Here is an 18,508-nt window from a genome sequence, read left to right as displayed (position 1 = left end):
ACGAAACTGACAGGCTATTACAGGCTCTCAGCTACAGTTAAACTCGGAGGCCCGGACCACATGTCCGGGCCTTTTTGCAGACATTGCACGCCAGGACAAGGAACTAGCCCCATGGCTTATTACCAACAGCCGCATGACGTTACCCGCTTACCGGCATGGCAAGCACTTGGGGAGCACCGTGCGCGGATGAACGCTTTCAGCATGCGTGAGGCATTCGCCAATGACCCTCAACGTTTCTCACGCTTTTCTCTGAATCAGTGCGGCCTGCTGCTCGACTATTCAAAGAACCTGATTGATGACACCACGGTTCAACTGCTGATCCAGCTGGCCGAAGAAGCCGGGCTTAAAGACTCTATCGCGCGGCTGTTTAACGGCGAGCAGGTCAACAGCACAGAGCACCGTGCAGCTCTGCATACAGCCCTACGCAGCCCAATTGGCCGCAAGCTGGAACTGGATGGCGTCGATTTGATCCCTCAGGTTCACCGTGTGCTGAACCAAATGACCGAGCTGGTTACCCAGATTCATAGCGGCTTGTGGCGCGGCTACACCGATAAACCCATTACTGATGTGGTGAATATCGGCATCGGCGGCTCCTTCCTAGGACCAGAGTTGGTCTCTGAGGCACTGCGCCCCTTTACCCAGCGAGGCGTTCGCTGCCATTACCTGGCGAATATCGACGGCAGCGAATTCCGTGAACTGACTGCCGTGCTTAACCCGGAAACCACGCTATTTATCGTGTCCTCCAAGTCCTTCGGCACGCTGGAAACGCTGAAAAACGCACTGGCAGCTCGGGACTGGTATCTGGCCTTGGGCGGCCCGGAAAACGAGCTGTATAAGCACTTCATCGCGGTTACCAGTAACCCCGAGGCGGCCATTCAGTTTGGCATCAAAGCCAAGAACATCTTCCCGATGTGGGATTGGGTAGGCGGACGCTACTCGCTGTGGTCCGCCATCGGCCTGCCGATTGCTCTGGCGATCGGCATTGCCAACTTTAAAGAGCTGCTCGCTGGCGCTTACGCAATGGACCAGCACTTCACTCAGGCGCCGCTGGAACAAAACATGCCGGTGCTGATGGCCTTGCTCGGTATTTGGTACGGCAACTTCTGGGGCGCTAAGAGTCAGGCGATTCTGCCCTACGACCACTACTTGCGTAACTTCACCAAACATCTGCAACAGCTGGATATGGAGTCCAACGGTAAGTCCGTGCGACAAGACGGTACGCCTGTCGACTTCAGTACAGGCCCGGTGATCTGGGGTGGCGTGGGCTGTAACGGCCAGCACGCCTACCACCAGTTGCTGCACCAGGGCACAGAACTGATACCGGCTGATTTCCTGGTACCGGTCAACAGTTTCAACCCGCTGGCCGACCACCACCAGTGGCTATTCGCCAACTGCCTGTCGCAAAGCCAAGCGCTGATGCACGGTAAAACCCGTGAAGAGGCGGAAAAGGAATTACGCGACCAGGGTATGGACGAAGCCGAAGTGCAACGTTTGGCACCGCATAAGGTGATTCCGGGTAACCGTCCGAACAATATGTTGGTTCTCAACCGGATTGACCCGTCCAACCTCGGTGCCCTGGTGGCGCTGTACGAGCACAAAGTGTTTGTGCAGAGCGCTATTTGGGGCATCAATGCTTTTGACCAATGGGGCGTGGAATTGGGTAAAGAGCTGGGCAAAGGGGTCTATCAGCGTCTCACCGGCCAGCTCGATCAACCGGCCAGCGATGCCTCCACACAAGGGCTGATTGACCACTTCCGTGATCGCCATCGCGGTTAACGACGAGGTAGCTCTCAAGCAGCTATCACTCAGGGCTTGAACCAAGCATTCGCTTGGTTCACCCTAACGAACATCGCGGAACACAACAATAAGGACACCGCCATGTTCGAGATAACCCGTCACCCTGTGACTGCTGCCGTGCGCCAGCGTGCCCATCTGAACAACGATGACTACCTGCGCCTATACCAACAATCCATCGAGCAACCCGACTCATTCTGGGCCGAACAAGCCTCAAGCTTTCTCAACTGGTACAAACCGTGGGACAGCGTGCGCAGCGGCGACCTGCTGCAAGGTAACGGTGCCTGGTTCAAAGGCGGCCAACTCAACGTCAGCTACAACTGCATCGACCGCCACCTTGAAAAGCGCGGCGATCAAATCGCCTTTATCTGGGAAGGCGACAACCCCAGCGAATCAGCGCATATCACCTACAAAAAACTGCACCACAACGTCAGCCGCCTGGCCAATGTGCTGAAAAGCCGTGGCGTAAAAAAAGGTGATCGCGTGTGCATTTACATGCCCATGATCCCGGAAGCCACCTACGCCATGCTCGCCTGTGCCCGCATCGGTGCAGTGCACTCGGTCGTGTTTGGTGGGTTCTCTCCAGACGCCTTGCGTGACCGCATTCTGGACGCTGACTGCCGCACAGTGATCACCGCCGATGAAGGCGTACGCGGCGGTAAACATATCCCGCTCAAGGCCAATATCGACAAGGCCCTGCTGAGCTGCCCGGACGTCTCCACCGTTGTTGTGGTCGAGCGCACCAAGGGCCAGGTCGACTGGGTCGAAGGCCGTGACATCTGGTACCACCAAGCGCTGAGCACTGCGTCTGATGACTGCCCGCCAGAGCCGATGGACAGCGAAGACCCGCTCTTCATCCTCTATACCTCCGGCTCCACCGGCAAGCCCAAGGGTGTGCTGCACACCACCGGTGGCTACCTGCTGATGGCTGCCATGACACACAAGTACGTGTTCGACTATCACGAAGGTGACGTGTACTGGTGTACGGCTGACGTCGGCTGGGTCACCGGCCACAGCTACATCGTCTACGGACCACTGGCCAACGGTGCTACCAGCCTGATTTTTGAAGGTGTGCCGAACTACCCAAGCGCTTCGCGCTTCTGGGAAGTGATCGACAAGCACCACGTTAATATTTTCTACACCGCCCCAACAGCCCTGCGCGCCCTGATGCGCGAAGGCACCGCACCTGTCGAGAGCAGCTCACGCAAGAGCCTGCGTTTGCTCGGCAGCGTCGGTGAACCGATCAACCCAGAAGCCTGGGAATGGTATTACCACGTGGTCGGCGAATGCCGCTGCCCGATTGTGGACACCTGGTGGCAAACTGAAACCGGCGCCATTCTGATCACCCCACTGCCCGGCGCAACCGACCTCAAACCCGGCTCAGCAACCCGACCATTCTTCGGCGTGCACCCTGTACTGCTTGACGAACAAGGCAAGGAAATAGAAGGGCCAGGTGCGGGTGTACTGGCGATCAAGAGCAGCTGGCCAAGTCAGATTCGCAGCGTGTTCGGTGACCACCAGCGCATGATCGACACCTACCTGAAGCCTTACCCTGGCTACTACTTCAGCGGTGATGGTGCTCGTCGTGATGAGGATGGTTATTACTGGATCACCGGTCGGGTGGATGATGTGATCAACGTCTCCGGCCACCGCATTGGTACCGCCGAGGTCGAGAGTGCACTGGTCCTGCACGATGCTGTTGCAGAAGCGGCAGTGGTCGGCTATCCCCATGACCTTAAAGGCCAAGGTATCTACGCGTTTATCACCCCGATGAAAGGTGTAGAGCTGACCGATGAACTGAAGAAAGAGCTACTCACGTTGGTGGGTAAAGAAATCGGCAGTTTCGCCAAGCCTGAACTGATCCAATGTGCCCCCGGTCTACCGAAGACTCGTTCGGGCAAGATCATGCGCCGCATCCTGCGTAAGATCGCCTGTAACGAGTTGGAAAACATGGGTGATACCTCGACCCTGGCTGACCCAAGTGTCGTCGACAGCCTGATAGAACAACGCCTGAACCGCTAAAACATGCCGGGTAGCCCCGGTGGTTGATCGAGTCTGTTTGGAATGGAAGTGCTACGCCGCCGTATCGAAAGCCAAGTGTTAAGCCTCAGCGGTGTTGCACTGGGGCAAATAGATTTCGAAAACCCTAAGGGTGATCCGGGCCTGTTCGGGCCGGACTCAGTGTGCTGGAAAGTCCACGGCGACTTTTCCAGCATGCTAATCGGCGGCATCAGCGCCCTGCTCTTACAAGCCTTACACCCACTGGCTCTGGCGGGTGTTTGGGATCACTCCAACTTCCGCGAAGACTTGATCGGCCGCTTGCGCCGTACCGGCCAGTTTGTCTCTGGCACCACATTCGCCGCCCGCGCAGATGCAGACTGGCTGATCGACAAGGTGAAGACCATTCACCTGCGTGTTACCGGCACCGCACCGGATGGCCGGCCCTACGCGGCCAGTGATCCTACCCTGCTAACCTGGGTGCACGTGGCCGAGGTATACAGCTTTCTGCAAGCGCACCTGCGGTACCGTAACCCACACTTGTCCGGTGCTGACCAAGACCGCTACTACGCTGAAATCGCGCTGGTTGCCGAACGCCTCGGTGCCACCGACATACCCCGTTCGCGCCGGGAAATTGAGGATTATCTGAGCCGCATGCGCAGCGAATTGCTATGCGATGAGCGTTCTCTGGAGATTCTGCGCATTTTGCTCAATGCACCGGCACCCAGTGCACTGGCTGCACCAATGGGCAAACTGTTCATGCAAGCAGGTATCGACCTGTTGCCCGCTTGGGCACAATCTATGCTCGACCAGCAGATCAGTCCGACCCGCAGCCGCCTTATCCAAGCAGGTGTGAACCGCTTGGCGCCAATACTGCGCTGGGCCGTTCGCAGTGGCGCTATTCACCGTGCACGAACTCGCATGGGCATGGCCGCTTACGACTTAAGTTAGCCATCAAATGCTGGCTGCTGGCCAAACCCATATGCCAACATAGTTGTCTTTCGCGCCTGGGGGCGCATTTCACTGTAAGGATTGCGTTATGCAAGACGTCGTTATCGTTGCTGCCACACGAACTGCTATTGGTAGCTTTCAAGGTTCCTTGGCGAACATCCCTGCGCCAGAGCTGGGAGCTACGGTGATCCGTCGCCTGCTGGAACAAACCAAGCTGGACGGCGCACAGGTAGACGAAGTGATCCTCGGCCAGGTACTGACGGCTGGTTCGGGCCAAAACCCGGCGCGCCAAGCGGCCATCCTCGCAGGTCTGCCCCATGCCGTCCCGGCCCTGACCCTGAACAAGGTCTGCGGCTCAGGTCTGAAAGCCCTTCATCTAGCGGCCCAAGCCATTCGCTGTGGCGACGCGGACGTAGTAATTGCAGGCGGCATGGAAAACATGAGCTTGTCACCCTACGTCATGCCGGGCGCCCGCACCGGTCTGCGCATGGGCCACGCTAAAGTGATCGACACCATGATCACCGATGGCCTGTGGGATGCCTTTAACGACTACCACATGGGCATCACTGCCGAGAACCTGGTGGACAAGTACAGCATCAGCCGCGAAGAACAAGACGCCTTCGCTGCTGCTTCTCAGCAGAAAGCCGTAGCCGCCATCGAAGCGGGTCGCTTTGCTGATGAAATCACCCCGATCATGATTCCACAGCGTAAGGGCGACCCTGTTGCTTTCGCCACCGATGAGCAACCACGCGCAGGTACCACCGCAGAGTCCCTGAGCAAGCTCAAACCAGCCTTCAAAAAGGACGGTACCGTCACTGCCGGTAACGCCTCTAGCCTGAACGACGGCGCCGCCGCCGTACTGCTGATGAGCGCCAGTAAAGCCGCTGAGTTGGGTCTGCCAGTCCTGGCTAAAATCGCCAGCTACGCCAATGCCGGTGTCGACCCAGCCATCATGGGCATAGGCCCGGTTGGCGCTACGCAGCGCTGCCTGAGCAAAGCTGGATGGCAACTGAGCGATCTGGACCTGATCGAAGCCAACGAAGCCTTCGCGGCTCAAGCGCTGGCTGTAGGCAAAGAACTGAACTGGGATGCCAGCAAGGTCAACGTCAACGGCGGCGCCATTGCCCTGGGCCACCCGATTGGCGGTTCGGGCTGCCGTATTCTGGTCTCCTTGCTGCACGAGATGATCAAACGCGACGCCAAGAAGGGTCTGGCCACCCTCTGCATCGGCGGTGGTCAGGGCGTAGCACTGGCGATTGAGCGCTAATCAAGCCCAGTCGCAAAAATGCCGGCCTTAAGTGCCGGCATTTTTTATTTGCTCATTGCTGAGCGTTATAGACAGTCCGCGCCTGACTCGAAACAGCCCGCATCTCAGTCCACACAGCCGGCACTCTGATAAACTTACCCACCTCTCCTTTTCCAGTCCAAGGCGCCTCGCATGTCTTCCTTGAATCAGGCGCTGCGCGCCGCCCTGCATAATCGTGACAACCTGCTGGGTGAGCTGCACGCACAAGGTACCGACTGCTACCGCCTGTTCCACGGTAGCCAGGAGGGTGCAGGTGGGCTAACCGTTGACCGCTACGGCCCGCAACTGATGGTGCAGAGCTTCCACCAAAGCATCTCCAATGACGAACTCAGCCTGATTGCTGAAACCTGCCGCCAGCACCTCGACCTGCCACTGCTGCTGGTCTATAACGACCGCTCGCGCAGCAACTCCCGTATCGACCGCACGGACAGCGTCTACCAGCCTGAGCCAGCGGCACTGGACGATATGATCGGCCATGAGTGGGGCCTGAATTACCGCGTGCGTGGCCGTCACGCAGGGCAAGACCCCCTACTGTTTCTCGACCTGCGTAATGCCCGAGGCTGGGTCAAGCAAAACAGCGCGGGCAAATCCGTACTCAACCTATTCGCTTACACCTGTGGCGTCGGCTTAAGTGCTGCGGCAGGCGGTGCCCGTGAGGTGGTCAATCTGGACTTCGCCGAGGGCAATCTGGCTGTGGGCAAAGAGAACGGCCAGCTCAACCCCGAGTTGCCTGCGATGCAGTTTATCCAGTCCGATTACTTCCCAGCGATTCGCCAATTGGCCGATCTGCCGATCAATGCACGGCGTGGACAAAAGCTGCCGCATTACCCACGTCTTGCAGCCCGCCAATTCGACTTGGTGTTCCTTGATCCGCCAGCCTGGGCCAAGAGTGCATTCGGTACTGTCGACTTACTGCGCGACTATCAAAGCCTGCTCAAACCAGCCATCCTCGCCACCGCCGAGGACGGCGTACTGATCTGCTGCAACAACTTGGCAAAAGTGCCTATGGATGAGTGGCGCACGCAAGTACTGCGCTGCGCAGAAAAACTCGGCCGCCCTGTGCGGGAATGGCAGGTTATTGCCCCGGCCAGTGACTTCCCATCCCTGGACGGTCAGCCGCCGCTGAAGACACTGATTCTTAAATTCTGAACCCATCCGCACCGAATACCCCAATAAATTGGGGCATCACATCTGGCAGAGGTCGTGCCATACTCCGTGCAGGTTTAGTACAGGAGTGACGACGTCTTATGCCAAAAGGATTGAAACGCGCCGCCAGCGCCCTCGCCATCGCAGTCGGTTTATACAGCCTGCTGGGGTTTCTGATTCTGCCTGGTATTGCATTGCGCATCGCCAATCAGCAACTGGCTGAATACGCCGCTGTACCGGCATCAATACAGCGCATCCAGCTCAATCCCTTTACCCTCGAACTGACTGTTTGGGGGCTCAACATAGGCGAAGCGGACAAGCAGCAAGTGGCCTTCGAGCGCCTGTACGCTGACCTGCAACTGGACAGCGCCTGGAAGCGTTTCTTGCACCTCGCCAACATTGAGTTGGACAGCCCGAAAACAGAAGTGCTGTTCGACAAAGACGGCACACTGAACCTGACTAAGCTGTTCAATATTCCGCCGAGTGAAAACACTGAGCCTCAAGAGCCCAGCGAGCCTTTCCCGATGCGCATCGAGCGTATCAAACTCACCACCGGCAACTTGCACTTCCAAGACCTACGCCCCAGTGAGCCCATCGAATTTCTCTACGACGACCTGAGCTTCGAGCTGTTCAACCTCAGCACCCTGCCAGACGACAACGCTGAAATGAATCTGGTTGCCCGCGGCCCTTATGGTGGACAAATCGACTGGTCCGGCACTCTGAGTCTGGTGCCATTTAAATCCAGCGGTAACCTGAAAATCACCGACGGCAAACTTAAAGGTGTATGGCCCTACGTGCGTGACGCTGTACCGCTTGTCCTTGAGGACGGCTCGGTAGACCTGAGCAGCGACTACACCCTGGATCTGTCTAAAGGCACCGAATTACTGCTGAATAACACTCAGGTAAAAGTAAGCTCCTTTGCCATCAAGAGCCCGGCTGACAAACCTCTTGTGCGCCTGCAAAGCCTTGAGGTCAGCGAAGCCAGTGTTGATCTGGCGAAGCAGCAAGTCATCCTCGGCAAAATCCGCAGTAACAAACTAGAAACCTGGGCTGCCCGCGAGGCCGATGGCCAGCTGGATTGGCAGAAACTGTTCGCCAGCCAGCCCGCCAAACCCGCCGCAAAACCGGCAGCCAAAACCGAGGCAAGTGAAGCAACCGAACCGGTTAACGCCGACGCCACGGCCACCGCTCAAACAGAAGCATCACAAGCCCCTGCTGAACCGGCTACCAACGAGCCTGCAAAGCCTTGGCAAGTCATCCTGCGAGACGTGCAGATGCGCGACTACAACGTGCACTTGGCTGACCGCGCTGATGGTGCGAAAACCGCTGTAGACCTGTACCCGCTGAACATCGACATCACCGACTTCGACAGCCTTGGCACCTCGCCTTTCGGCCTCAAGATCGACACCGGCGTCAACAAGACCGGCAAACTAAACGCTGAAGGTCAGGTACAGCTCACCCCAACCACCGCCAAACTCAAAGTCAGCACCCGCGATATTGACCTGCGTGTGGCCCAGTCTTACATCAGTCCATTTGTCCACCTTGAGCTGCGCAGCGGCATGCTCAGCAGCGACCTCAACGCCACTCTGCAAAGCACCGATCCGTTGGCGTTCAGTGTAGATGGCCAGGCTCAGATCAACCAACTGCACACCCTCGATACCCTGAAGGACCGCGACCTGCTGAAGTGGCGCCAAGTGCAAGTGGATGGTATCAATTACCAACACGGTAAAGGTTTGGTCATCAACCAGATCAAGCTGCAACAACCCTACGTGCGTTTCATCATTAATGAAGACATGACCACCAACCTCAGCGAGTTGGTCGTCGAGCAAAAAGGCTCCGGCTCTGCACCAGCACCTGCGAGCAACAAAGCCAGCGCAGAAAAGCCGATGCCGATCCGCATAGGGGGGATCAGCATCCAGGACGGTTCGGCCAACTTTGCCGACTTCAGCCTGCAACCTAACTTCGCCACAGCCATCGGCCAAATGAACGGCCAGATCGGCACCCTCGACAATCAAAGTCCTAAAGCCGCCGCTGTGGATATCAAGGGTAAGGTCGACAAGTACGCGCCGGTGACCATCAAGGGCAAACTGACGCCATTTGACCCGATGAACAGCCTGGATATCGCCACCAACTTCAAAAACGTCGAGCTGGCTAACCTGACGCCCTACTCTGGCAAGTTCGCCGGGCTCAGCATCCGCAAAGGCCGTCTGAACCTGGATCTGCACTACCAGATTGAGCAAGGCAAACTGAACGCCGAGAACAAGCTGCTGCTGGAAAACCTCCAGCTTGGCGATAAAGTCGAAAGCAAGGACGCCATGGACCTGCCGATCCGCCTGGCCGTCGCTTTGCTCAAAGACACCAAAGGCAATATCGAAATCTCCCTGCCGGTGACAGGCGACCTGAACAACCCCGAGTTCAGCGTGATGCCCATTGTCTGGCAGACCCTGCGCAACTTAGTGCTACGTGCTGCTCAAGCGCCGTTTAAATTCATTGGCGGGCTGGTAGCGGGTGGTAACGACGTTGACCTTGGCAGCGTTAACTTTGCCGCCGGTAGCACCGAGCTGGATGGCAGCGCACAGAAGTCCCTCGACACCCTTGCCAGCGCCCTCAAAGAGCGCCCTGCACTGCGCTTGGAAATCGAAGGCAAGAGCTCTGCCAGCACTGACGGCCCACTGGTTGCTTCTGCCCGTCTTGAGCGTGAATACCAGAACACCTGGTACAAAATGCTCCAGCGCCGTGGTGACAAGGTCCCGGCCAGTGCACGTGAACTCGTCGTGGATGAAGACGACAAAGAAGTGCTCCTTGAAGGCATCTACCGCAACCGTCTTAAGCAGCAACCGCCAGCTGAGTGGAAAGAACTGCCAGATGAAGAGCGCATCGCCAAAATGCGTGATGCCGTAGTGCAATCTTGGGCACAGAACCAGACGCTGCTACGCCAGCTGGGCGTCGCTCGTTCTTCTGCAATCAAGGACTACCTGGTAGAACGCGGCGGCCTGCCGGATACGCGCCTGCTGATTATTGAATCAAGCCAAACCGAGGCCAACAGCGATGGCAGTGTTTCCACTTCGCTGCATCTGGACAGTGAATAAGTCTTGCGGGCTGATGTTGCTGCTGGCCGCCGCCAGCGCAACATCGGCGCAGGCCGACACCTTGCGCTGTGGCAGCCAGTTGATCAGCGTCGGCGACCGCCGTTTTGAAGTCGAGAAAAAATGCGGAAAGCCGGCTTACCGTGATGTGGTCGGCTACACCCTCGGCAATTACGATAGACGCGAATCGCCCATTGAAGAGTGGGTGTACGGCCCGGATAACGGCATGCTCACCATCCTCACCTTTGAAGGATCACGGCTGCGCAACATCGAACGCAAACGCAGCCGCTAGCAGTTGGAGAACTGAACATGAAACGCCTGCTCTGCACCCTGTTGCTTTGCCTGCCGTTGGCCGCACAGGCATCATCGACTTTTCGCTGCAACAGCGGCTTGGTGAGCCTTGGCGACTCAACGGCCAAAGTCTTTAATCAATGCGGCGAACCAGTCAGCCAAGACCACGTGGGCTACAAGGAAATCAGTGACGAGTATGGCTTTCGGACCGAAGTTAAAGTGGAAGAATGGACGTATGGCCCGCGTAACGGCATGTACCACTTCCTGCAATTCGAAGGCGGCCGCCTGAGCAAGATCAGCAGCAAGCGCGGCAACTGACCCTCAGCCCACCTTGAACTCCGGCGACATCAACCGGCTGATGCCCACGGCTGCGGCGCTACTGAGTTTGCGCCGCAACGCCGAGCTACGCGGATCAGCCAATACTGCATCCTCATAACTGAATGCCGCGATCACCGCGCTATAACCCAGCCAACGAAAAGGCTCCGGCTCCCAGCTGCGCAATGCCTTACGCAAGCTCTGATTACGCACAACCCAGGGAGCGCGGCTGATTAACGTATCGCGTTTAAGGATCAAATCAGCCAGCGTGCGCCCAGCCAGGTAGCTGGCACCAACACCCTCGCCACCGTAACCACCGGCACAAGCCACGCCACTGGCCTCATCACAGAGCATGTAGGGGCGGAAATTCCGGGTCATCCCCAGATTGCCGCCCCAGCCATGGCTGATCGGGGTTTTCGCCAGCTGCGGAAATAGCTCCAACATCAAGTTGCGACGAAAACTCAGCTCAGCCTCAGTTAACTGAAATTGCTCCCGCAACTTGCCGCCAAAGCGATAACTGCCCCGGGCGCCAAACACCAAGCGATCATCAGCACTGCGATGAAAATACGTGACCTGCCGACTGCACTCATGGGCCGCCTGGCCGTTATACAGACCGATTTCATCCCACTGCGACGCGCTGAGTGGCTCAGTGGCAATCTGCAGACTTTGCACCGTCAACTGATAGGGACGCAGCGCTTTACTTTCAGCCGCATAACCCTCCACACACGGCACGACCCACCGTGCCGAAACCGGATGCCCGGCAACCGTCAGAACGCCCTTGCCCCACGCCTCGACCCGGCTGTTCTCAAAGATACGCACGCCCTTACGCTCAAGACTGGCCGCCAGCCCCAGGGCCAGCTTGGCTGGGTGAATCGTCGCGCAATGCGGTGAATAAATCGCGCCGTATACCTGATGCATGCGCAGCTGCTGGCTCAACTCGTGGGCGCTGAGCAGGCGGTAATCCTCCTCACTGTGTCCGTGAGCATAAAGAGCCTTTAAATCGTCCAGCAGCCATTGTTGCTGCTCAGGGTAGCGAGCCGCACAGGTCAACACACCGCCCTTGCGGTAGCCACAGTCGATGCCCTCCTGCACCAGCACCTGCGCCACCCTGTCCGGAATGCCCTTCAGCTCCGTCATCAAGGCACTACGCTCAGGTTCTGACCAGCCTGCCAGCATCTTCTCCTCTCCGAGAATCCGCCCCAACAACCAGCCGCCATTGCGCCCCGACGCACCATAGCCAACATGCCGCGCCTCGAAAATCGCAATATTCAGCGCAGGCGAATGCTGCTTCAGGTACCAAGCCGTCCACAGCCCCGTATAACCTGCACCAATAATCGCCACATCCACATCATGAGGCCCTTCCACCCTCTTACGCGCTACACGCAAGTGCTCGGCCTGATCCATCCAGAGGCTGACAGTGGGGGCTAGCATAGTGATGGCTCCATAAGGGTTTGGAACCAATTTAATAAAGGACCACTGCCCAGTCTTACGTCCGGGCCCGGATGGAATCCTTTAGCGGTAACAGAGGTTGATAGAGGCTGGCTGGCCGCAGCTTCCAACCCCTGATTTGCTAAGCAATTGATTAGCCGTAAAAAAAATCGCAAAAGACTGTTGACAGCCCCCCTCCAGATAAGGAAAATGCGCGCCACTCGGCTACGTAGCTCAGTTGGTTAGAGCATAGCATTCATAATGCTGGGGTCCGGGGTTCAAGTCCCTGCGTAGCCACCAAACAAAACAAGGGTTTACCGAAAGGTAAGCCCTTTTTTGTTTTAGCGGGCTATCACCGGGCTAGCACTGCCGAGAAATCTAGCCGAATATCTGCAACCCCTCCTCCCGGCGCATCACGCGCCATCTCAACGCTAAGCAGCCAAGTCTCGCGCTAATTCATCAAGGCCTATACGGCTCAGCCCTAGCCTCAAAGAATCATTCCCCAGCCCTGCAGGGCGCTGGGGGGCCATTGCAATTCAGGGGCATCCCTTATCCCTTGCTCGCACAATTCACCAAGAAAATTTTTCGGCTGTATCAATCTGTCCGCTTGTCTGCTTACGAAATCACTCCGGGGAAACCACTTGCCGATAACGCAAACTGCGTTACATTGTGATTACATCGTGTAACGAGGCTTTCAATGAAAACGGCAACACTGAATCTGCGCATTGATCCGGTATTGAAAGAGGCTGCACGGATCGCGGCAGCCCAAGAGCATCGAAGCATTGCCAATCTGGTCGAGGTGCTGATTCGTCAGCATTGCGAGCGCATAGGGGTGTCGATACCTGATCAGGCCGAGCTTTTCCCCCAAGAGGATAGAGATGATGAATGGCGCTCGATTGACTCGTGTGCCAAATGGCTGAGAAAAGCTGGCGTAGGCAAGGCTGAGCTAGATTTTCAGAATTGGCATGTCCGCCAGATAGAAATTTCCGTCTGAATCCCACACTAAATTTTTAATATGGAGCGATTAGATGCTTGGATGGATTAAAGAAAAAACCACTTTTGCTAAGATTGCCGGAAAGTGGTTTGACGCTACTAAAATGAATCCAGGGGATAACGGTCAAATATCAATCTTCGCATCCAGCTTGATCAAGAATCAATATTTTAGACTTGAGGATGCGTGGCTTACTTCCTTGGTGAACTGGACGTTTCACTCGCCGCATCCAGAATTTAAATTCTTACTTGCTAACGGCATTATAAGATTCTTAGACATCTATGAATTTACTATACCGTTTGATCCGGAAGTAAGAAAAGCATCACGTCAAGTTGCCGAAAGTATAGTTCAAGATGGCGTTTTAAGTGGTTATCCTGATTCAACTTCTAAAAACTACTTTGCCCACAGTCAAAATGACTCGGATGCAGCCTTACTCAAACGCCTTCCTGCAGGCACTAGGGTGTCTTTGGCATCAGACTCAGCGAGGGATGATAAAAAACCTCTTACAGGCCTTGCCAAGGAAATTTATGACGACATGCAAGATAATTTGCATCCAGCCCCCGCAGCACGCCGCAACGCGCCCATAGAAATGAAAACTTGCTGCTACTGCGGAAGAACAATAAGGTTTGATTTAGAAATTTGTGGATATCCGGATTGCGGTTTAGATCCCGATCAGAAGGTAATGGAAAGGTATGGAATAATATTTGAGGGCGGAAAATATAGGTTTCTCAACCATTACTTTTCCAAAAGAATAGATGCAATAAAATTTGCTAAAATGAAACTCAAAAGTGTTTGAACCCTCGACAAATATCTGAACTATTTTGGTGGAAGCCAAACCCTCAGATACCGCCCCTGCCCCTTGCTCCTTTCAAACCATACTCGTTTGCGCAGCCAGCCTGCGTCCAGCAGGGTCTGGCTCAGTTCGCGGGACGCGATCTGCAATGCACTGGCTATCTCGTCTATTGACCAGTGCCGGTGCTTGGATGCCGGGGGCAGGCTGGCAAACCAAGCATCGTGTTTTTCCCTGAACGTCTCTGCCTGGCTGGGTGCTGGTTTTTGTTGCATGTGCTGAGCGGCTATCTGCTTTAGCAGTCTTGAGGTGTATGCAGACACGGCTTTGCTCCTTCCAAAATCATTATTTGCAGGTGGTGGTTACAGGTAGCGCTTGAGTTTGTGGCCACATCCAGGCCTGAGCGTTGAATGCCTGCCGACTACTGCAGACCGTGCAGATTCCGCTGAAATCCCCGTAACTGCTGGACCTCGGGCTGCAGACTGATTGCAGAAGCGTGCAGATTGTTGACTGGGCTTGGCGAAGGTCTGCATGCGCTAGCCTTTCTCTGCAGTGATCTGCACGGGGTCTGCACTGCTTGCCCCCGGTGTAATGGGCCTTTCAGCACTTTCTGCACAATCTGCAAGGGGGTGTGGATTAACTTCAAAATTCCGCCCGTCCGCACTGCGCATCCAGCCTGCTTCAAGAAGGATACCCAACAACTTGTCACGCTGTTTGGCTCTACCGCGAACGGGGCCGCTGGTGCCCAGCTTGTCGCGATGAAGTGATTCAAGCCCCTTTGCTTTGAGCCAGGCCAGCAAATCGAGTGCGTCCCTGTTGTCTCGGGTTTCCGCACCACTGCCGCCCAGCCAGCGCGCCCACTCGCCCAGCGAGTGCTCGACTACTTCACAGGCAGCAGTCATGGTTGGGCCGCTTATCTCCTGCTCGCCAATAAACAGGGCAAAGACTGCCGCAACCCTGCGGGCATTTTCGCCGCCACGGCTGGCAAAGGGTTTGATGGGGCCGGCATATTCACCGCCCCGGCTCTGCTCAGCTTCTACCCTGTTGTAAAAATCCAGCCAGACGTTCAGCGCGTCCGCCGCCAGTGCAATCACGGGCGGGCGAACTGCGCCCATCTCGGCAACGTATCGGGGCGTTGCAGCAATCTCCTTTACGCGCTGCCAGTAACGCTGGATGGCGGGATTTCTATAGGCCGAGTTTTGCAGCGTCTCGGCGCTGATAAATCGGGTGCCGGCAAGCGAAGGTGCCGAGGTCAACAAGAAGCGCGGCAGGAAGCCTTGCCCCTGCAGCAGCGGGTCATTAAGCGCATCCCTGACGGTCACGGCCTGAGCCATCAAGTGCATGGTGAATCGGCGATCATAGGCAATGCCGCCACTCTCTCCGGCTCGGTCGCGTTCCACCGTTCCATCGTCGTACAGCTTGACCAGTCCACCCAGGGTAGCCGCCCGAGTTTCAGCCTGCATGCTGTGACCGCCTAGCACCCTGCCACCTTCATCGGTTGCCCAGGATGCGGACGGCATACCTGCCACAAAGTCCTTGGCGATTTTCTCAAAGGTTGAATCGGTGTACATGGTGCGCGGGTTGGCTGGCAGCCGGTTGTTGTTCTCAAAATCCTGCAGGGCTTTGCCTTTCAGCAGGCTTGCCCGGAGGTTGTGCTCTGCCTCGATAGCGGCGTACCGGTCGCGCTCCTGTCGCTCTGCTTCCATCAGCGGCTTGAAGGCCAGACGGTAGCACGCGCTCTTACGGTCGCCAGAGTCGGCCAGCGCCATCTGATAGAGCGAACAAGGCATGCCATCGGGGTAATGAATATGCGGCGCGTTGACCCGCGTTTGAGCCAGGTATGCCGCTGCCGCTATTACGCACTGCGCGGCCAGGGCTTCGGGCGCGGCAACGTGGAAAGCAATGGCTTTAACTGCCTCACGCATTAGCGTTGGCAAGCTCGCTGTTGGATAGGGCGCAGGCTGTGGCTCAGTAAGCAGGGTATCCGGGGTGCGCCATGGGTGCGCAGCATGGGCGGCATCTGTCCAACCGGACTGTTTGGCGCGGTGAAATATTGTGCCTAGTGTGATTGCTGACGCTGGTTGGCCTGAGGTCGCGAAGCTGGCCCATTTATCCTGGCAAACCTGTTCGCTGAATTTCTCGGTGCTGGTTGCCGACCAATCCAGCCAGATTGTGTAAGCCTGTTGAGGTTCAAGCGTGGATCGGTAAAGGGCCAGCCCCGTCTGCCACCATGCGTCATAGTCATCGGCAGGCAGCACGGCAAGGGCGCTGCGGATTCGTTCTGGTTCATCGCTGCTGCCGGCAGTCAGGACGCCAGCGGCCTCGACGTTCAACTCGGTTGAGCCGACTAGGTGCAAATGGGGTGGGAGTGGTCCCAGTTGGCCGAATTGCTGTGCCGTTGGTGCCGCTTTGCAGTTGAAGGTCGCCGCTAACCATTGGCTACCAGCGTGCAGATCAACCAAACCTGCAGCCTTCGACTGTGGCATTACCTTGCCGGTAATCAGTATGGCGCGCTTGCTGGTGTAGAACTCAAGGCCATCTACCGTTTTGAAAAACTTGCCCGAGCCATAGCCCCAGATGTGCAGGCCTGTGTCGCTCATACTGCGTTCAACCCAGCCGGGCATTTTTTGCAGGATTTCGGCTGCACGCTGCTCGCGCTCAGGGTTGCCGCGCACCTTGTCCAAGTCAACGCAGCAGATGCAGTCATCCTCCACGATGCTGAAGCCCAAGGCGAAGCAGCGGCCGGCAAGATAGCCGTCGTGCGCTGCCTCAAAGGTTTTATGCCGGGTTGTGTCGGTATGATTGATTCCAATGCCTTTAGTTGGGTCCACAGGCACCTTTGCGGCGGTGAAACCGATCCAGCGTGGCAAGCGCTTCATTGCTTCGGGCACTTGGCTGTAGTCGAACCTTGGCGCCGTCGCCTGCTGCTGAGTCCCGTCGAGTGGCTGGCTCATTGCGCCCCCTCCTCTTGGCGGCGCATCTGTAAAACTCGCTGCGCTGCAGAGTGGAACTCCTCTCCTCGGCCGGCATTTGCATACGCTATTTGAACGACATGGATTGCATGCGCTGCCAGGTCGCGGTCTGATCGGGTTGTGCCGTTTTTGATCTCATGCAGCAAAGCCATGACTGCTAATCCCTCGATGCTACCTAGGTCAATCCATAGCCTGAGTGGCCAGGGATTCGTCTGATCTGAGTCGGTCAGTACAAAGCTTGTTGATGTGCAGGGCTCGTTTCCTTTCAGCTCGCGCACCCCAGCGAAACCGCCGTCAAGCAGCGCAAAAATGAAACGTAGCAGTGCGTCGTCGGAGGGTGTGCCGCATGCGCAGGGCGGCAGGCGATCTAGGAAAACTACGGGGCTTATCCGATGCGCTGCTGGGTCATTTTCCAGCCAGTAGAATGCAGTGCCGTCGAACAGTTGGGAGTCGTCCATTACTTGGCCTCCCCTGTGTACGAGGTGGTGCGGCGAGCAAGGAATTCGGCAAGATCATTAAGTCGATACTGCACTTTCCTTCCAATTTTCAGGTAAGGCAGTGAGTAACGTCCCGCCGTGCGCCAGCACGCTAATGTGTTTGCCTGAACGCCAAGCACGACTGCTGCCGTCTTGTCGTTGACATGTATTGGTGGGTGTTTGGGGTCGAAGTTCAACTGCGCCAGGATCTCGGCCTTGATGACTTCGATGTTTGCTGCGTGAGTGGTGTCCATTGAGGTAGCCCCTTGCTCGTTGAGAGTGACGGGGCCAGGTGTGTTAGCCCCGTAGCTGCCGATGAAGAACAATCCATCAGGCGACGAGACCACAGTGCTGCAAAAAATTTAGTGAATCACGGAACTGCGATGATGTTGCGATGAAAGCGTGGAAGGTTGCGATCGCAATGAAATTTTCAAATGTCGTTATGAATCTGCCACTGTTTATTGGCGGCCGCGAGCATCTTCTGGATATTGCTTTTGCTTATGCCTACCACGCTCAATCGCAGGCCCTCAGCCTTTTCGATGATTTCGTTTTGCAAACCGCTACTGCTACCGCGATCAATTTCCAGAAGCTTGAGCAAGAGGCCTATCAGCAGCAAGTGAGAAGACTGCGGAGGAATATCTGAGCTCTCTATAGTGGCCAGTATCTGTTGTGCCTTTGGGAACTCGTTTACAACAGTCTCGTGCAGCATTTCGTTTGCCCTGCGCCATGCATTCGCAACTGCATCTAGGCTCGTTGTGTCATTTCCCTTGGCTCTCTGCGTAAAAGACGCTGCATCTGTGGCGCGGATTTGTTCTTCAAACAGATGGCCAAGATAGACCTCCAAGAGCGACCCGTTGTGCTCTTGCTCAACGGCTAGGGCGTGTTCTAGCTTTTCAATTTTGTCATGCGCCTTTTCTAGCTGCTTATCTACCGATTCCGCTGCGTTTGCTGTGCTCACTGCCTG

The 18,508-nt window shown here is 56.4% G+C and carries 16 protein-coding genes and 1 tRNA gene; 11 read left to right on the top strand and 6 right to left on the bottom strand.

The genetic code is table 11. The features are described from left to right. Nucleotides 1-111 precede the first annotated feature (111 nt). From pgi to WG219_05930, 8 genes are all read left to right on the top strand, one after another. A complete protein-coding gene (gene pgi, locus WG219_05965) occupies nt 112-1,776 on the top strand; it encodes a glucose-6-phosphate isomerase (GenBank protein ID WXL27003.1) in 1,665 nt (554 codons plus the stop codon). 102 nt (nt 1,777-1,878) lie between these two features. Beyond that, nucleotides 1,879-3,816: an acetate--CoA ligase gene (gene acs / locus WG219_05960; GenBank protein WXL27002.1), complete on the top strand. Its 1,938-nt coding sequence runs from the start codon at nt 1,879-1,881 to the stop codon at nt 3,814-3,816. Nucleotides 3,817-3,858: 42 nt separating this feature from the next. After that, a complete protein-coding gene (locus WG219_05955) occupies nt 3,859-4,743 on the top strand; it encodes an oxygenase MpaB family protein (protein WXL27001.1) in 885 nt (294 codons plus the stop codon). A gap of 88 nt (nt 4,744-4,831) precedes the next feature. Further along, nucleotides 4,832-6,010: an acetyl-CoA C-acetyltransferase gene (locus WG219_05950; protein WXL27000.1), complete on the top strand. Its 1,179-nt coding sequence runs from the start codon at nt 4,832-4,834 to the stop codon at nt 6,008-6,010. A gap of 171 nt (nt 6,011-6,181) precedes the next feature. Next, complete coding sequence (locus tag WG219_05945) at nt 6,182-7,198, top strand: class I SAM-dependent methyltransferase (protein WXL26999.1); 1,017 nt, start codon at nt 6,182-6,184, stop codon at nt 7,196-7,198. 98 nt (nt 7,199-7,296) lie between these two features. Next, a complete protein-coding gene (locus tag WG219_05940) occupies nt 7,297-10,284 on the top strand; it encodes a DUF748 domain-containing protein (GenBank protein ID WXL26998.1) in 2,988 nt (995 codons plus the stop codon). 13 nt (nt 10,285-10,297) lie between these two features. Next, a complete protein-coding gene (locus tag WG219_05935) occupies nt 10,298-10,573 on the top strand; it encodes a DUF2845 domain-containing protein (GenBank protein WXL27949.1) in 276 nt (91 codons plus the stop codon). A gap of 17 nt (nt 10,574-10,590) precedes the next feature. Continuing rightward, nucleotides 10,591-10,890 (top strand): DUF2845 domain-containing protein, encoded by a 300-nt coding sequence (locus WG219_05930; GenBank protein WXL26997.1) that lies wholly within the window; start codon nt 10,591-10,593, stop codon nt 10,888-10,890. 3 nt (nt 10,891-10,893) lie between these two features. Here the strand turns inward: WG219_05930 and WG219_05925 are convergent, their stop codons facing one another. After that, nucleotides 10,894-12,318: an FAD-dependent oxidoreductase gene (locus WG219_05925; GenBank protein WXL26996.1), complete on the bottom strand. Its 1,425-nt coding sequence runs from the start codon at nt 12,316-12,318 to the stop codon at nt 10,894-10,896. Between the two features lie 220 nt (nt 12,319-12,538). Between WG219_05925 and WG219_05920 the strand changes: the two genes are divergently transcribed. From WG219_05920 to WG219_05910, 3 genes are all read left to right on the top strand, one after another. Continuing rightward, nucleotides 12,539-12,615: transfer RNA gene (locus tag WG219_05920), tRNA-Met, on the top strand. A 397-nt stretch (nt 12,616-13,012) separates the two neighbouring features. Continuing rightward, entirely contained in the window at nt 13,013-13,309 is a 297-nt protein-coding gene (locus tag WG219_05915; protein ID WXL26995.1) for a hypothetical protein, read from the top strand. 34 nt (nt 13,310-13,343) lie between these two features. Next, nucleotides 13,344-14,102: a hypothetical protein gene (locus WG219_05910; protein ID WXL26994.1), complete on the top strand. Its 759-nt coding sequence runs from the start codon at nt 13,344-13,346 to the stop codon at nt 14,100-14,102. A gap of 20 nt (nt 14,103-14,122) precedes the next feature. Here the strand turns inward: WG219_05910 and WG219_05905 are convergent, their stop codons facing one another. The 5 genes from WG219_05905 to WG219_05885 all read right to left on the bottom strand — a co-directional run bounded on the left by WG219_05905 (nt 14,123) and on the right by WG219_05885 (nt 18,502). Further along, nucleotides 14,123-14,419 carry a hypothetical protein gene (locus WG219_05905; protein ID WXL26993.1) on the bottom strand — a complete coding sequence of 99 codons (297 nt, stop codon included), beginning with the start codon at nt 14,417-14,419 and terminating at the stop codon, nt 14,123-14,125. A gap of 213 nt (nt 14,420-14,632) precedes the next feature. After that, nucleotides 14,633-17,050 (bottom strand): DUF3987 domain-containing protein, encoded by a 2,418-nt coding sequence (locus WG219_05900; protein ID WXL26992.1) that lies wholly within the window; start codon nt 17,048-17,050, stop codon nt 14,633-14,635. Beyond that, complete coding sequence (locus tag WG219_05895; GenBank protein ID WXL26991.1) at nt 17,047-17,526, bottom strand: hypothetical protein; 480 nt, start codon at nt 17,524-17,526, stop codon at nt 17,047-17,049. The genes WG219_05900 and WG219_05895 overlap by 4 nt, the downstream gene beginning before the upstream one ends. Further along, nucleotides 17,526-17,798, bottom strand: coding sequence for a helix-turn-helix domain-containing protein (locus WG219_05890; protein WXL26990.1), 273 nt, complete (start codon nt 17,796-17,798; stop codon nt 17,526-17,528). The genes WG219_05895 and WG219_05890 overlap by 1 nt, the downstream gene beginning before the upstream one ends. A gap of 176 nt (nt 17,799-17,974) precedes the next feature. Then, the gene (locus WG219_05885; GenBank protein ID WXL26989.1) at nt 17,975-18,502 is read right to left on the bottom strand and encodes a hypothetical protein; all 528 of its coding nucleotides are present in this window, start codon (nt 18,500-18,502) and stop codon (nt 17,975-17,977) included. Between the last annotated feature and the right edge of the window lie 6 nt (nt 18,503-18,508).

Source organism: Pseudomonas mendocina, assembly GCA_037482215.1.
GTDB lineage: Bacteria > Pseudomonadota > Gammaproteobacteria > Pseudomonadales > Pseudomonadaceae > Aquipseudomonas > Aquipseudomonas mendocina_E.
The sequence above is the reverse complement of the archived record's forward strand: the minus strand, read 5'-3'. Positions and strand labels throughout refer to the sequence as shown.